The organism is Flavimarina sp. Hel_I_48 (assembly GCF_000733945.1).
Classification (GTDB): Bacteria; Bacteroidota; Bacteroidia; order Flavobacteriales; family Flavobacteriaceae; genus Leeuwenhoekiella.
Genome location: NZ_JPOL01000003.1, coordinates 91688 through 106898, shown reverse-complemented (window position 1 = coordinate 106898; position 15211 = coordinate 91688). Strand labels below are relative to the sequence as shown.

10 protein-coding genes are annotated in these 15211 nt (G+C 41.1%); 6 read left to right on the top strand and 4 right to left on the bottom strand.

Annotation, left to right across the window (positions count from 1 at the left end; genetic code table 11):
- The first annotated feature begins 7 nt into the window (after positions 1–7).
- The 6 genes from P162_RS16345 (at position 8) to P162_RS16320 (ending at position 8841) form a co-directional block, all read left to right on the top strand.
- Positions 8–1087, top strand: coding sequence for a Gfo/Idh/MocA family protein (locus P162_RS16345; protein WP_206340706.1), 1080 nt, complete (start codon positions 8–10; stop codon positions 1085–1087).
- Positions 1088–1161: 74 nt separating this feature from the next.
- The gene (locus P162_RS16340; RefSeq protein ID WP_031428917.1) at positions 1162–2136 is read left to right on the top strand and encodes a glycoside hydrolase family 43 protein; all 975 of its coding nucleotides are present in this window, start codon (positions 1162–1164) and stop codon (positions 2134–2136) included.
- A gap of 4 nt (positions 2137–2140) precedes the next feature.
- Entirely contained in the window at positions 2141–4441 is a 2301-nt protein-coding gene (locus P162_RS16335; protein ID WP_031428915.1) for a GH92 family glycosyl hydrolase, read from the top strand.
- 245 nt (positions 4442–4686) lie between these two features.
- Positions 4687–7008: a GH92 family glycosyl hydrolase gene (locus tag P162_RS16330; RefSeq protein ID WP_031428914.1), complete on the top strand. Its 2322-nt coding sequence runs from the start codon at positions 4687–4689 to the stop codon at positions 7006–7008.
- 250 nt (positions 7009–7258) lie between these two features.
- Positions 7259–8071, top strand: coding sequence for a sugar phosphate isomerase/epimerase family protein (locus P162_RS16325; RefSeq protein WP_241077822.1), 813 nt, complete (start codon positions 7259–7261; stop codon positions 8069–8071).
- Positions 8072–8160: 89 nt separating this feature from the next.
- The gene (locus P162_RS16320) at positions 8161–8841 is read left to right on the top strand and encodes an SGNH/GDSL hydrolase family protein (protein ID WP_031428910.1); all 681 of its coding nucleotides are present in this window, start codon (positions 8161–8163) and stop codon (positions 8839–8841) included.
- A gap of 53 nt (positions 8842–8894) precedes the next feature.
- Here P162_RS16320 and P162_RS16315 read toward each other — a convergent pair whose 3' ends face one another.
- The 4 genes from P162_RS16315 to P162_RS16300 form a co-directional block, all read right to left on the bottom strand.
- Entirely contained in the window at positions 8895–10028 is a 1134-nt protein-coding gene (locus P162_RS16315; RefSeq protein ID WP_031428908.1) for an ROK family protein, read from the bottom strand.
- Between the two features lie 90 nt (positions 10029–10118).
- Positions 10119–12074 (bottom strand): glycoside hydrolase family 97 protein, encoded by a 1956-nt coding sequence (locus tag P162_RS16310; RefSeq protein WP_031428907.1) that lies wholly within the window; start codon positions 12072–12074, stop codon positions 10119–10121.
- A 7-nt stretch (positions 12075–12081) separates the two neighbouring features.
- A complete protein-coding gene (locus P162_RS16305) occupies positions 12082–12900 on the bottom strand; it encodes an alpha/beta hydrolase (RefSeq protein WP_031428906.1) in 819 nt (272 codons plus the stop codon).
- Between the two features lie 27 nt (positions 12901–12927).
- A complete protein-coding gene (locus P162_RS16300; RefSeq protein ID WP_031428905.1) occupies positions 12928–15117 on the bottom strand; it encodes a GH92 family glycosyl hydrolase in 2190 nt (729 codons plus the stop codon).
- Positions 15118–15211: the final 94 nt, after the last annotated feature.

The following is a 15211-nucleotide window of genomic DNA, read 5'->3' as shown; positions in this document are numbered from 1 at the left end:
TTTAAATATGACCACCATGAAAACCTCTATAATTACTCTTTTATTCATTTTTGTCACCATAGCAATAACTGCCCAGCAAAAACTCAAGGTAGTGGTCGCTGGTCTTAGTCACGACCACGCACATGTGATCATGAACGAATATAAAGAGGGCAAAGTAAGTATTACTGGTATTGTTGAAAGCGATAAAGATCTCATAGCACGCTATAGTAAAAGTTACAAGCTCGATCGTTCTATTTTTTATAGCGACTTAAAAACCGCACTTGACAAATTAAAACCTGATGCGGTTCTTGCTTACAATCCGGTTTCTGAACATATAGATGTTGCCCGTATTGCCTTGCCCATGCAAATTCCTGTAATGGTAGAAAAACCCCTTGCAACTACCCTTAAGGATGCAAAGGAGATGGCAAAGCTTTCACGGGACAACTCCACTCCCCTGCTTACCAATTATGAGACGACATGGTATGGAAGTAACCAGACCCTGGCGGTAAAAGTAAAAAATACCAACTTTGGAACTATCAAAAAAATGATTGCCAAAGATGGTCATGAAGGCCCTAAAGAAATAGGTTGCAGTGCAGAATTTCTAGATTGGCTTACTGATCCTGTAAAAAATGGTGGTGGGGCAATTATGGATTTTGGTTGCTATGGTGCAAATTTAATGACCTGGTTAAAAAACGGTCAAAAACCTATTGCCGTAACCGCGGTTACCCGAAATTTAAAGCCTGATGTTTATCCAAAAGTAGACGATGACGCTACGATTATTTTGGAATACGAGGATGGCAATGGAATCATTGAAGCTTCGTGGGACTGGTCATATGGTATTAAGGGTTTACAGGTATATGGAGATTCTTCTTCATTTAACGCAGTTGATGGAAATACCCTTGAGTATCAAAAACAGGCTCAAAATGCCGAAAAAGTAACGCTTACGGAAGATTTCCATAAAGATCATCTTACCTATTTACAAGCTGTCATAAATCATAATGTAGAGACAAAGAACGATCTTTCTTCCCTTGAAAATAATCTGATTGTGGTAGAAATACTTGAAGCAGCTAAGAAAAGCGCTAAAACTGGAGAACGTGTAAAACTTTAAATTAACAATATATGCATTTGCTAAAACGATTTACTCTGAGAATTTCATATATTTAGACCCAAAATATTAGCTTCATGAAAAAAATTCTCCTTTTTTCCTTAGTAATGGCAGCTTTACCTGCTATCGCTCAAAATAATAATCCGGTGTTTCCTGGTTGGTATGCTGACCCTGAAGGAATTATTTTTGACAATGCCTACTGGATCTACCCTACCTTTTCCGCACCTTATGAAGAGCAGGTTTTTTTAGATGCTTTTTCATCTCCAGATCTTGTTAATTGGACTAAACACCCTAAGGTTTTGGATACATCTGCAGTAAAATGGGCGCACAAGGCAATGTGGGCACCTTCCATTATTGAAAAAGATGACAAATATTATTTATTCTTCGGTGCTAATGATATTCAGGGCGATGAGGAAGAAGGGGGTATTGGTGTCGCTGTAAGTGATAATCCCGGTGGACCTTTTAAAGACCATCTGGGAAAACCGCTTATAGACAAATTCCATAATGGTGCACAACCTATTGATCAATTTGCTTTTAAGGACAAGGACGGTCAATATTACCTGTTTTATGGGGGTTGGAAGCATTGCAATGTTGCTAAACTAAATGATGATTTTACCGGTTTTATACCTTTTGAAGACGGTTCTACCTTTAAAGAAATTACTCCAGATAGTTATGTGGAAGGTCCGTTTATGTTTATTCGCGATGGCAAATATTATTTTATGTGGTCTGAAGGCGGCTGGACAGGACCAGATTATAGTGTGGCCTATGCCATTGCAGACTCCCCAATGGGACCCTTTAAGCGCGTTGACAAAATTCTGCAACAGGATATGGATATTGCGAGGGGTGCAGGCCATCACAGCGTAATACACGAGAAAGACTCAGATAATTACTATATGGTGTACCACCGCCGCCCAATAGATACAGATGCCCGAGACTCTCGCGAAACTTGTATAGACCGTATGTATTTTGATAAAAATGGTCATATCCAACCCGTAATTATGACCCGTGAAGGCGTTAAAAGCAATCCACTTACCATAAAAAACCAAGATTAAAACCATGAAAAAAACTTTAGGAATACTCTTTTTCGCTTTAAGCGGATTCATAACTGCCTCAGCGCAGAAAGTCATACAATCTATAGATAATCCCGTAGATTATGCGAATCCGCTGATAGGCACCGACTCTAATTATAAACTTTCCAGCGGAAATACCTACCCTGCCATCGCCATGCCCTGGGGCATGAACTTCTGGACACCCCAGACGGGGGAAATGGGCAATGGCTGGGCCTACACCTATGATGCTACTAAAATTCGCGGTTTTAAACAAACCCACCAACCCTCGCCATGGATGAACGATTACGGTCAGTTTTCGATCATGCCTGTTACCGGAAGTTTAAAATTTACCGAAGAAGACCGCCAGAGTTGGTTCTCCCATAAAGCGGAAATTGTTACCCCCTATTATTACAGCGTATATCTGGCAGATCACGATGTAACCACTGAAATTACACCAACAGAACGCGCCGCACGTTTTCGGTTTACGTTCCCGGAAACTGACAGTTCATATGTAGTTATTGATGCTTTTGATAAAGGTTCGTATGTAAAAATTCTTCCGAAAGAGCAGAAAATTATTGGCTATACCACAAGAAATAGCGGTGGTGTTCCTGATAATTTCAAGAATTACTTTGTAGTTACTTTTGATAAAGATTTTGATCTCACCAAAACCTTTACTGACTCTACCCTTACGGATGCACTGGAACAAAAATCCAACCACGCCGGTGCGGTTATAGGTTTTAAAACGAAAAGAGGTGAGCAGGTCAACGCACAAGTAGCAAGTTCTTTTATCAGTTATGAGCAGGCCGAACGTAATTTAAAAGAAATAGGAAAAGATGATTTTGATGCCCTTAAGCAAAAAGGTCGCGAAACCTGGAACAAAGAACTGGGTCGTATTCAGGTAGAAGGTGGAACTTCAGATCAGTTTAAGACCTTTTACAGCGCTCTTTACCGTTCTTTACTTTTCCCGAGAAAATTCTACGAATATGATGCCGAAGGAAAAGTTGTGCATTACAGCCCATACAATGGTGAAGTGCTTCCCGGTTACATGTTCACAGATACTGGTTTCTGGGATACTTTCCGCGCCATGTTCCCATTTCTCAACCTGATGTACCCTGAGTTGAACGGCCACATGCAAGAAGGGCTTTCTAATGCGTACAAAGAAAGCGGCTGGTTGCCAGAATGGGCAAGCCCTGGCCTGCGCAGTGTGATGGTGGGCAACAATTCTGCCTCTGTGGTTGCAGAAGCGTACTTAAAAAGTGGTGAGGCGTATGATTATGACATAGAAAATCTGTATGATGCCCTTATTCACGGAGCGAACAATGCTGGTCCCATGCCTGCGGTAGGACGCGCCGGCGTTGAATATTACAATGATCTAGGTTATGTACCCTACGATGTGGACATCAATGAAAATGCCGCACGTACACTGGAATATGCGTATGATGATTTTGCCATCTATCAGCTGGCAAAAAAGTTGAATAAACCTAAAGCGGAGATCGAAAAATACCGCAAGCGCAGTATGAATTACAAGAATTTATTCGATCCTGAATACAACCTGATGCGCGGGAAAAATAAAAACGGCGAATTTCAGAAACCTTTCAATCCTTTTAAATGGGGCGATGCTTTTACAGAAGGAAACAGCTGGCATTACAGTTGGTCGGTTTTTCATGATATTCAGGGCCTTATTGATCTAATGGGTGGCAAGCAAGAATTTGTGGCACAGCTGGATACTATCTTCTCCCTTCCCCCTACTTTTGACGATAGTTATTATGGCGGCACCATTCACGAGATCAGGGAAATGCAGATCGCAAATATGGGTCAATATGCACATGGTAACCAGCCCATACAGCACATGATCTATTTATATGATTATGCTGGTGAACCCTGGAAAACGCAATACTGGGTACGTGAAACTATGAACCGTATGTACACCCCGCTACCAGACGGTTATGCAGGTGACGAAGACAATGGGCAGACTTCGGCCTGGTATGTTTTCTCTGCTATTGGGTTTTATCCCGTCGCTCCCGCTACAGATCAATATGCGCTGGGCGCACCTTTATTTCAAAGAATTACTTTAACGCTTGAAAATGGTAAAGAAGTTAAAATTAACGCACCAGAAAACAGTCAGGAAAACCGTTATATCCATTCTATGAACGTAAATGGTAAAGACTACACTAAAACCTGGATTAGCCACAAGGAATTGATGAAAGGTATGAACATTGATTACAAAATGAGCGATAGCCCCAATAAAAATCGTGGTATTAAAAAAGCAGATTTCCCATATTCGCTTTCTACGGAATTGAAAAAATAGGTCTTGTTACAAATTTTTCGGCCACCGCCTCAATATTCACTCGACCTGACATACGTCCAAATCAGTTCTAGTGGTTTTGAGTATAGCGATAGCGATAGCGAAACTTAAAAGTATATTAAGAAGTACGAATTCCCCCCTGCCCCTTTTAGCAACTATTTTTGATTTCCAACCATTAAAAATAGCACGTTAAAAGGGGTTTTATATGAATATAACTAAATTGGTCAAAACATTTTAAATAGTAGAAAATGAATAATACACGTATAAAAACCTCCCTTTTCCTCCTGTTTTTGGTGACTTTTAGCACAAAAACAGTGCTTTTTGCACAGGAATCAGATTTGGCTACCTATGTAGATCCCATGATAGGAACAGCAAAAATGGGGCATACCTATCCCGGTGCTACCGTTCCATTTGGGAGTATTCAGTTGAGTCCTGATACAGATACTATTCCGTACGCGGTAGATGGTCATTATAACCCAGATGTCTATAAGTATTGTGCAGGTTATCAATATAGCGATAAGACGATCGTAGGATTCAGCCATACCCATTTTAGCGGTACGGGACATTCAGACCTTGGGGATTTTTTGATGATGCCTACTGTGGGGAAACTCCAGCTTAATCCGGGTACGGCCTTAGATCCTGACAGTGGCTACCGTTCCCGCTTTTCGCACGAGGAAGAAACTGCGGAAGCGGGTTACTATAAGGTAAAACTTCAGGATTACAATATTGAAGCAGAAATGACCGCCAGTACACGCGTGGGAATGCAACAATATACTTTCCCAAAAAGTGATTCTGCCCACGTAATTTTAGACCTCAAACACGGGATTTACAATTATGACGACAAGAATGTATGGACCTTCGTTCGGGTAGAAAATGATTCAACCATCACCGGTTATCGCCAAACTACCGGCTGGGCGCGTACGCGAAAGGTATATTTCGCTTTAAAGTTTAACAAAGCCTTTAAAAGTTATGGGCAGGAAAAATTGCCCACAAAAGTCTATCGTGGCTTCTGGGGACGTTTTGACCAGACCCATAATTTCCCCGAAATGGCCGGTGAAGAACTTCGCCTGCACTTTGATTTTAATACGGAAGAAGGAGAAAAAATTCAGGCCAAACTATCTATTTCGCCTGTAAGTACTGAAGGTGCCCTGGCGAATATGCAAGCCGAAATACCGCAATGGGATTTTGATAACGTAAAAGCAGACGCCCGCGCACTGTGGAACGAAGAATTGCAAAAAGTAACTATTGAAACCCTGGAGAATTCAGATAAAATCAATTTTTATACGGCTATGTACCACGCTTTCCTGGGCCCTACCGTATATATGGATACTGATAATGAATATATGGGAATAGACCGTAACCGTCATACCGCAGATGGATTTACAAATTATACCAGCTTTTCCCTATGGGATACGTATCGTGCCCTTCACCCACTTTTTAATGTATTGCAGCCGGCGCGCAATCAGGATATGATACAATCCATGATGGCACATCAGGAACAGAGTGTGCATCATATGTTGCCGGTCTGGTCGCATTATGGCAATGAAAACTGGTGTATGATTGGGTATCACAGCGTTTCTGTTATCGCTGATGCCATTGTGAAGGGAAATGCCGATTTTGATATGGAAAAAGCCCTACAGGCGTGTGTACAAACTGCAAATACGCGCTATTTTGATGGTATAGGTAGTTATATTGATACGGGTTACGTGCCTGAAGATAAAGATGGTGCTTCGGTTTCCAAAACGCTGGAATATGCCTACGATGACTGGGCGATCGCGCAAGCGGCAAAAAAACTGGGCAAAGATGCCATTTATGACGAATTCATGAAACGTTCTCAGAATTACAAAAATGTCTATGATAAAAAAACCGGCTTTATGCGACCAAAATTGGCCGATGGAAGCTTTAAATCAGACTTTGATCCACTAAACACGCACGGTCAGGGTTTTATTGAGGGAAATTCATGGAACTACAGTTTATACGTTCCGCAGGATCCCGCGGGAATGATAGAATTAATGGGCGGCAAAGAAACGTTTACCACACATCTGGATTCGCTGTTTACCATGCACCTGCCAGACAAATACTTTGCTAATACCGAAGATATCTCGCGCGAGGGAATTATAGGTAATTATGTGCATGGTAACGAACCTTCCCATCATGTCGCTTATTTATACAACTGGACCAATGATCCCTGGAAAGCGCAGGATAAAATACGTATGATTTTACGTGAAAAATACCAGAACGGCGATGATGGTCTGAGCGGTAACGATGATTTTGGTCAGATGAGCGCCTGGTATTTGTTTAGCAGTCTGGGTTTCTATCCCGTGGCACCAGGTTCTGTAGATTATGCATTGGGCAGTCCGGCAATAAAAGAAGCGACCCTGCATCTGGAAAATGGAAATACTTTTGAGGTCGTTGCAAAAAATCAATCCGATAAAAATGTTTATGTAAAAAAAGTGGAGCTGAATGGTAAAGAGTTGAAAACACCATTTATCAAGCATGAGAATATTATGAACGGCGGTAAATTGGTTTTTTATATGAGTGGTAAACCTAATAAAACAGTATATGAGTAATTTTAAAGACAATATTTCAAAAAAAATGTAATCTGAAATCCCTCTTAATATCAAGAGGGATTTTTTTATATTTTATAATTTTGAAATTTGGTGCCTTAATTATTTCAATATTTCTCAAAATTAAGTACTTTTCTTGATAGAAATAGAAATATTTTTTTGACCAACATTAACTTTAATAACATAAAAAATGATCAAAATTTCCTTTAAGAATACTGGAAGAACAACACTTCTGGCCGCATTATTCTTAGCCATGCTTACCAGTTGTGCACCCGGCAAATCTGGCGGCCTTGCACTATATACTGTACGCGATGCGATGAACGAAGACGCCAGGGGTACTTTAAAACAAGTTGCGGATGCCGGTTATAAGAATATTGAAGCAGCGGGTTATGTTGACGGTAAATTTTATAATATGGATCCTGCAGACTTTAAAGCTATGCTCAATGAATTAAAACTAAAACCAGTAAGTACCCACCAGGGAACAGTTACCATGGAAAATGCAGATGCCATGATGGCAGACGTTAAAGAGGCTGGTTTTGAGTATTTTGTGATTCCTGTGCCACCTATGGGCATGTTCACTTTTGATCAGGCCACAATGACTTTGGGTATGAATGGTACCGTAGAAGAACTTGCTGAAATTCTTACCACATTAGGTACAAAAGCAGAGGCAAATGGATTAAAACTCCTTTACCACAATCATGACTTTGAATATAAAAAGAATGAAGACGGAATTACGCCCATAGATTATCTGTTAGAAAATACAGATCCCAAATTTGTAAATTTTCAGATGGATTTATATTGGGTAACCAAAGCAGGCGCAGACCCAGTTGCCTATTTCGAAAAATATCCAGGTCGTTTTAAAGAATGGCATGTAAAAGATATGGACGAGCAGGGGCGCTTTGCTCCTGTAGGTACCGGTTCTGTTGATTTTAAAAGAATCCTTACCGAAAAAGAAATGTCTGGAATGAAATATTATTTTGTAGAGCAGGATCAAACCTTCAATATGGAGCCCTTAGAGGCCATTAAAGTAAGCCACAAAGGCCTGGAAGAAATCGGCTTTAAATAGTTAAAAACCAACCAAAATCACCCTAAAACCGACTGATATCAGTCGGTTTTTTTTATCTTTCAATACAATTTTGCTAAAGTCCAACAACTATGAAATTTATAAAAAAAACAATCTTCTGTAGTGCTATTCTCGTCGCGTCTTTTATGAATGCGCAAGACTGGGCTAATCTTGAGAAATATAGTTCAGCCAATAAAACAATAGATACCGCCTCAGCAGAAACACGGGTTGTTTTCATGGGGAATTCCATTACGGAAGGATGGGCTGGTCAGGATCCAGATTTTTTCACAAACAATAATTACATTGGCAGGGGAATTAGTGGCCAGACCACCCCGCAAATGCTTTTACGCTTTCGCCAAGATGTTATTGATCTTAACCCGGCCGTTGTAGTCATTCTTGCCGGAACAAATGACATAGCGGGCAATACGGGACCTATGACTATAGAACAGACAGCAGGAAATATATTCAGTATGGCAGAACTTGCCCTTGCCCATGATATCAAAGTCGTAATTTCTTCTGTGCTTCCTGTCTATAGATATCCATGGAAACCAGAAATTGAACCGGTAGAAAAAATTGCACAACTCAATATCCTACTAAGAAACTATTGCGCGCTAAAAAATATAATCTACCTGGATTATTTTCCGGCAACCGCAGATGACCAGCAGGGTTTTGCAAAAGAACTTGCAGACGATGGTGTTCATCCTACGATGGCTGGCTATAAAGTTATGGAACCTTTAGTCAAAGAAGCTATTGCAAAAGCACTAATCAAGTAAATGAGATGCTGCCCTAGCTGTTAAGTAATTTCAGTTCCTCATTTGAATTTAAATCAGACGTGTTCCTGTAGCGCGCTGGCATAAAGATTTTTCTTATCAAGGTAATCAAGGGCCAGTGTGTAAGCACCCAGACTTATCGCGTTACTTGCGCCCAAGTGGGAAATGCCTATGGGCACGTATTTTTTTTGCGTATAAGAGACGGTCTTTTTGCTAAATGGAACTTCAATATATTTTGTATCACTATTGAGGAATTTTTTTAAAGTAGCAGGATCTTCTACGTTAAAAACATCAGCAATCAATCTTGGTAACCTTTTTCCCTGATCGTTTATGGTACTTTGAAAATGGGCGATCAACTCCGGAATTATGAATTCGGCCGCTCCGGAAACCCCTCCACCTATCACCACAGGTGCATCAAGTAACGTAATGGCGTTTGCTAGTGACTCTGCCATAACCTGTGCCAATTCTTTAAAGGCCTGAAGGGCAGCTTCTTTATCTCCTCCCTGTCTTCCCTTTGCGATCTCATAAATATCCAGAGGAGATTTATCCGTGTCATCCCCTGAAATTCTAGAATACACACGTTTGATTCCACGTATGCTTACACTTTCTTCGGCAATTGATGAAGGATCAATATAGTTGCGGGTGAGCCAGATTTCGCCAGCGGCGGAATTATCTCCGAGACAAATTTGGTGATTGATAACGACCCCTGCCCCAAAACCGGTCCCTAGCGTAATCCCTATGAGGTTTTTGTACTCCCGTTCAATCTTATGTTCAGCCAAAAGTCCATTTATACGCGGTAAAAAGCCCGCTACCGCTTCACCATAAGCAAAAAGATCACCATCATTATTAATCAACGTTGGGATGTTAAAAATTTCTTTTAGCATGGGCCCAAGGGCAATACCCCCTCTAAACGAGGGGAAATTGGGCAAATCGCCTATAATACCATTCTTATAGTCTGCGGGTCCAGGAAACGCAAAACTTATGGCCACGGGAATTTTGGGAAGCAATTCTTTTTTTACACTTCTAAAGCCGGTTATAATCGTTTGAAGACAACTATCTAAATTATCAGAATTTGAATCCAGTACGATAGGTTGTATAATTTCCTTGCCTCCCTGCAATGCAGAAAACACAAAATTTGTGCCCCCTGCATCAAGAGTCATTACAATTCTATCGTCATTCATTTCTTTCATAGTTCAATTGCTTTTTTTCTTGGAATTTACAACCTGCAAACTTAACATACTCGTGACTTGGCAAAAATTGTTTAACTAATAAATTCTCAATTATTTTAATTTTAAAATTGCTGAAAAGCCTCCGTTTTTAGCCATTTTTATGTCAATTTTACTTTCTTTTTCCACAATTTGTGATTTTTTTTCATAATCTAGTGCCTGCGTGCCTGCATTTATCCCATCTACAAAGGAAGTCATTTCATAGTTTTGGCCTTGCTTTAAGAAATTAAGTGGAACAGTAAACGTACGCTCTTTTTTTTCTCCATTAGTAATCCCACCTATAAACCAAACATCCCCTTTTCGTTTGGCAATCAGGGCATATTCACCTACTTTTCCCTCCAGCGGAATGGTCTCGTCCCAGGTTGTGGGAACGCTGGTGATAAACTCGGTACATTCCCGTTCTCTTAAATAATTTGTTGGGTTGTCTGCAAGCATCTGCAGACCGCTTTCAAAAACGACAAACAACGCCATCTGATACGCTCGCGTTCCCATCCCGGCAGAATTGGGCCTTCTGCTGTAATAAATTTCCGGTTGCATGTTGATCATGGCGCCCGGGGTGAAATCCATAGGGCCCACGGCATTGCGTATAAAGGGAAGATACAAACTATTTTCAGGAGTAGCTCGTTCCATTTGTTCGAGGCCCAGAACGCCTTCGTAAGAAAGCACATTCGGATATTTTCGTTCCAGTCCGGCAGGTTTGAAAGCCCCATGAAAATCAACAAACATTTCATTTTTAGCAGCTTCTTTAGCCACGCGTTCATAAAAATTCACCATCCACTGGTCGCTGCGATCCATAAAATCGATTTTCACACCAGCAATTCCCCATTCGTTGAAGGTTTTGAACAGGTCGAAATTGTGCTCTACGGTAAGCCAGGTAAGCCACAACACGATTTTTACGTTTTTTTCCTTTCCGTAACGTATGAGTTCAAAAAGATCAATATCTGGATTGGGCGTGTAGGGATTTGTAGTGGTTTTTGCCCAGCCTTCATCCATGATGATGTACGGAATACCGAATTCTGAAGCAAAATCAATAAAATACTTATAGGTCTCTTCATTATAACCCGCTTTAAAATCTACGTGATAGGGCGAGGCGCCGTTCCACCATTCCCAACTTACCTTTCCCGGTTTGATCCAGTCTGTATTTTTCAACACATTTTCGGGAGCTAGTTTAAACGTCATGGTATTGGTAAGCAATTCCTTGTCGTCATTGGAAATAACAAAATAACGCCACGGAAATCCGCGTTTTCCAGTAGTTTTTGCGATATATTCGGCGGTTTTTGTAAAAGTTACACTACGGTCGCCATCGTCTTCAAAGGTTAAGGGCACTTTGGGGAAAACACCGTACATTCTATTTTCTTCATTCGCTTTTAAGAACAATGCGGGATAATCGAGTACGTCTGATTCTGAAAATAAAATTTTTGTTCCATCAGGTGAACTTAAAAGCACTGGCAGGCTGGACATTGTGGTTTCTGAACTAAAATTTTCGGTTTGCAAATGCGTGTACGGCTGTTCATACGAACTTTTGAAAGATTCTGTTTGTTGAAGGGTTGCCGTGTAATTATCGGGAAAGTTTAAATCGATATTTTCATCCATAATTTCTACATCTCCTTTCAGATCTGTGATAAAACGGTAGGCGTAGCCATCATCAAAAACCCGAAACTCAGCGGAATATTTTCCATTAAAGTTAAGGATTAACGCCTTGTAATGATTTGAAACCGTACTGAATTTCAAAGGAACCACCGGCGTCAGTTCTTCATTAACTTCCGTCCGTTTTTGACTTTTAAGCTTCGGATTTTCACCTAAAATATCCTGATTTTTAACTGTTATTGTCAGGTTTTCCTGTTCTAAAAGCTTGATTTCATCATAAAAAACCGAATAATTGATCTGATCATTCAGTATAATTTCAATTTTAATTTTGCCATTTGGAGATGCGATTTCGGTCTTGGTTTGCGAAAATGCGGCTAAACCGAACAACAGGCAAAAAGCAAGCAGAAGGGATTTTTGAAACATGGTTGACTTAGTTTTTCGTTGTTTTTTCCTTGACAAAATTTAATAAAAGCGGAAATGCGGGATGGGTCATATTATGGCCATACCCCTGCATCTCAAATTGCGTGATATCTTCCTGCCCGGCGACTTTCATCATACGGTAGAAATAAGCATTCTCTTCATAGCGGCCCAGCATTTCCATCTCGCGGTCACCGGTAATCAATAAAGTAGGCGGCGCATCGCCTCGCACATAATACAGCGGCGCCCACTCGTCTACAATGGGTTGTTCACCGGGAATGCCTCGCTCCTCGCGCATGGTAAAATGCGTGATCGTATGTCCGCTGAAAGGCGCCAAACCCGCCACTTGATTCGCTTCAATATCGTATTCTTTTAATCGGTTTTTGTCCATCACCGTCATCAATGCAAGATATCCACCCGCCGAGTGCCCGGAAACAAAAATTTTATCGGGATCGCCGTTGTATTTTTTTATGTTTTTAAAAACCCAGGCCACGGCAGCGGTGGCATCGGCAACGGCAACTTCGGCCTTTACTTTTGGCGCGAGCCGGTACTGCACACCCACGATCACGTAGTTCTGCTTTTTTAAAGCTTCCGGAATTTCTTTGTCCCCACCGGTAAGGCCACCGCCATGAAACCAGATAATCACCGGAACTTGCTCTTCAGTTTCCGGATAATACACATCTAAAACCGCCATTTTTCGCTGATAATCGGTCGGTTTTTGGCTGTTTTCGGGGTAATAAAAGAGGTTTTCGGCCAGTTTATAGGTTGTGTTTTGACTAAAAACCAATGTGGTATTTAGAAGTATACATATACAGAACACTATATTTTTCATGTGATACAAATTTTTACGTCTTTCAAATTAATTTCCTGATAACTCCTTCGTAGAGATATCTAAAGTCCCACCGGTTTTAAACAGTTCCTGTGAAATAAAATAACCCTCCAGCGATTTTCCGTTTATCTTAATGGAATCTAGTTGACGGGTATTTCCCTTTTTAGTTATCATCACCTCGTTGCCATTCAAATTCCATTTAGACTCATCAAAAACCGGAATGGTAACCAACAATTTATTGTCTGCAGGAGAAAGCGGATAAATCCCTGCAGCGGCAAAAACATACCAGGCTGACATTTCCCCGGCATCATCCATACCGGGAAGTGCGAGTCCGTCTTCTCCTACGCCGTAATAGTGATTCAAAATCGTGTCAATTATTTTTTGTGATTTTTCGGGTTTATCGATGAAATAATAGGAAAACGGAGCCTCGTGATCTGGCTGGTTTCCGTGGGCATACTGACCTATAAAACTGGAAATATTTCGTGCGATATGCTCGGGATTCCAGGGATAAGTAAAGAGCGAATCCAGTTTTTCCTCAAACTTTTCATTGCCGCCATAAAGTTGGACAAGACCGGGCATATCGTGCGGTACGTAAAACGAAAGTTGCCAGGCATTCGCCTCGCGGTACATGTATTCGTAATACGGGTATTCGGCATCAAACAGGTTTACAAATTCCCCATTGGCCATGCGGCCGCGCATGAAATGCGACTTTTTATCAAAGACATTTTTATAGTTTTGAGACCGTTGCTTCAGGTCGTTGTAATGCACCGAATCCTTCATTTTTTCAGCCAAAAGCGCAAGGCTATAGTCGTCGTAGGCAAATTCCAGCGTTTTGGAAACTCCGGCTTTAGCCTTCGATTCGGTGTTTGGATTTTTGATTTCCGGGGTAGAAATGTATCCCTTTTCTATGTATTCTTTGATATGCGGCCGGGTTCCACCTTCTTTATACGCGTTGTTGAGCAACAATTCGTACGCTTTGTCAACGTCAAAACCGTCAATGCCCATAAGATAGGAACCGGCGATAAATGGTGCGGCATGATCACCGTGAAAAAAAGTAGGGATAAAACCGGTTATCTCGCCTTTATCTATGAGCGACTGAATCACATCTGCAGTCACTTCGGGGCGCAACATTGCTAACAGTACAAGCTTATTTCGATAGGTGTCCCACAGGGATGGATTTGTATAGTACTTAAAGTTTTTATTCTGCACTTTCCCTGCTTCATCTGTAAAATCACCGTTGGTATCGCTGCGCAGTGCCGGCCATTGCATGAAACGGTAAAGCGAACTGTAAAACAGTTCTTTCTGCTTTTCAGAACCACCTTTGACCTTAATTTTATTCAAAATTTCTTCCCATTCTGCTACTCCTGCTTCGTGTACTTCATCAAAAGATTTATTACCGACTTCAGCTTTAAGATTGGCCTTGGCATTCTCAACATTCACATAAGAAAGCCCAATTTTAAGCACAATAGGATCATTCTCGCTGTCAGTTATTTTTACCAAAGCATGCCCATTTTCACCCGTTTTCTGGTCGATTTGAGCTATTTTCTGGTTGATTTCAGCATAAAAATAGATCTTTTCGCGGCCCATATCCTGAAAACCAGCGACCGCGCTGTCCCCTTCCTGGGTAAGTTCCCAATGGTTGACGCGATTATTGGCTTTGGCCAGATCAAATAAAATCTTCCTTTCTTTATTACTTTCAAAAGTATATTCATGTACGCCGGCACGCAGCGTAGAAGTGAGTCGGGCTTTTACACCATAATCTTCCAAAACTACCTCATAATACGCCGGGGAAGCTTTTTCGGTATCATGAGAAAAAACCGATTTGAATGGGGCTTCGGCTTCGCCGGAAACGGGTAAAACAGGAATATTACAGAGATTCCAGTGGCCTTTATTGGTGTGCGTAAAGCCTAAAATCGTATCGTCTTCATATTCATAACCCGCACCCGTATGGTATTCGGTAATGGGGCTAAGCTGTACCATCGCGTTTGGCAACGTGGAACCCGGATAGGTCAATCCTGCCCACACACGCCAGCCTTCTGGCGGTGTGTAGCCTATAAATTTAGGATCTGTGAGCGGTGCTGTGCCGATTAATGGATTCACATAATCTACCGGAGACCTTACAAACGTATTTTCGTTTTCCTTTTGTGATTCCTGGATTTTATTCTCACAGGAAAAGAGTGCGAGCACACTGAATAAAAAGAATATTGAATTATTTTTCATAATACTGAAATTGAGCAAACTGAAAGAAGGCAAAAACCACCCCTTATTCCGACAGTGTCGAAATTTTCCCCTCCTTTATAAGGAGGGGAGCTTT

Excerpts from the sequence above, each read along its gene's own strand:
- P162_RS16345 (WP_206340706.1), top strand. The coding sequence starts at position 8 with ATGACCACCATGAAAACCTCTATAATTACTCTTTTATTCATTTTTGTC.
- P162_RS16340 (WP_031428917.1), top strand. The coding sequence starts at position 1,162 with ATGAAAAAAATTCTCCTTTTTTCCTTAGTAATGGCAGCTTTACCTGCT.
- P162_RS16335 (WP_031428915.1), top strand. The coding sequence starts at position 2,141 with ATGAAAAAAACTTTAGGAATACTCTTTTTCGCTTTAAGCGGATTCATA.
- P162_RS16330 (WP_031428914.1), top strand. The coding sequence starts at position 4,687 with ATGAATAATACACGTATAAAAACCTCCCTTTTCCTCCTGTTTTTGGTG.
- P162_RS16325 (WP_241077822.1), top strand. The coding sequence starts at position 7,259 with ATGCTTACCAGTTGTGCACCCGGCAAATCTGGCGGCCTTGCACTATAT.
- P162_RS16320 (WP_031428910.1), top strand. The coding sequence starts at position 8,161 with ATGAAATTTATAAAAAAAACAATCTTCTGTAGTGCTATTCTCGTCGCG.
- P162_RS16315 (WP_031428908.1), bottom strand. The coding sequence starts at position 10,028 with ATGAAAGAAATGAATGACGATAGAATTGTAATGACTCTTGATGCAGGG.
- P162_RS16310 (WP_031428907.1), bottom strand. The coding sequence starts at position 12,074 with ATGTTTCAAAAATCCCTTCTGCTTGCTTTTTGCCTGTTGTTCGGTTTA.
- P162_RS16305 (WP_031428906.1), bottom strand. The coding sequence starts at position 12,900 with ATGAAAAATATAGTGTTCTGTATATGTATACTTCTAAATACCACATTG.
- P162_RS16300 (WP_031428905.1), bottom strand. The coding sequence starts at position 15,117 with ATGAAAAATAATTCAATATTCTTTTTATTCAGTGTGCTCGCACTCTTT.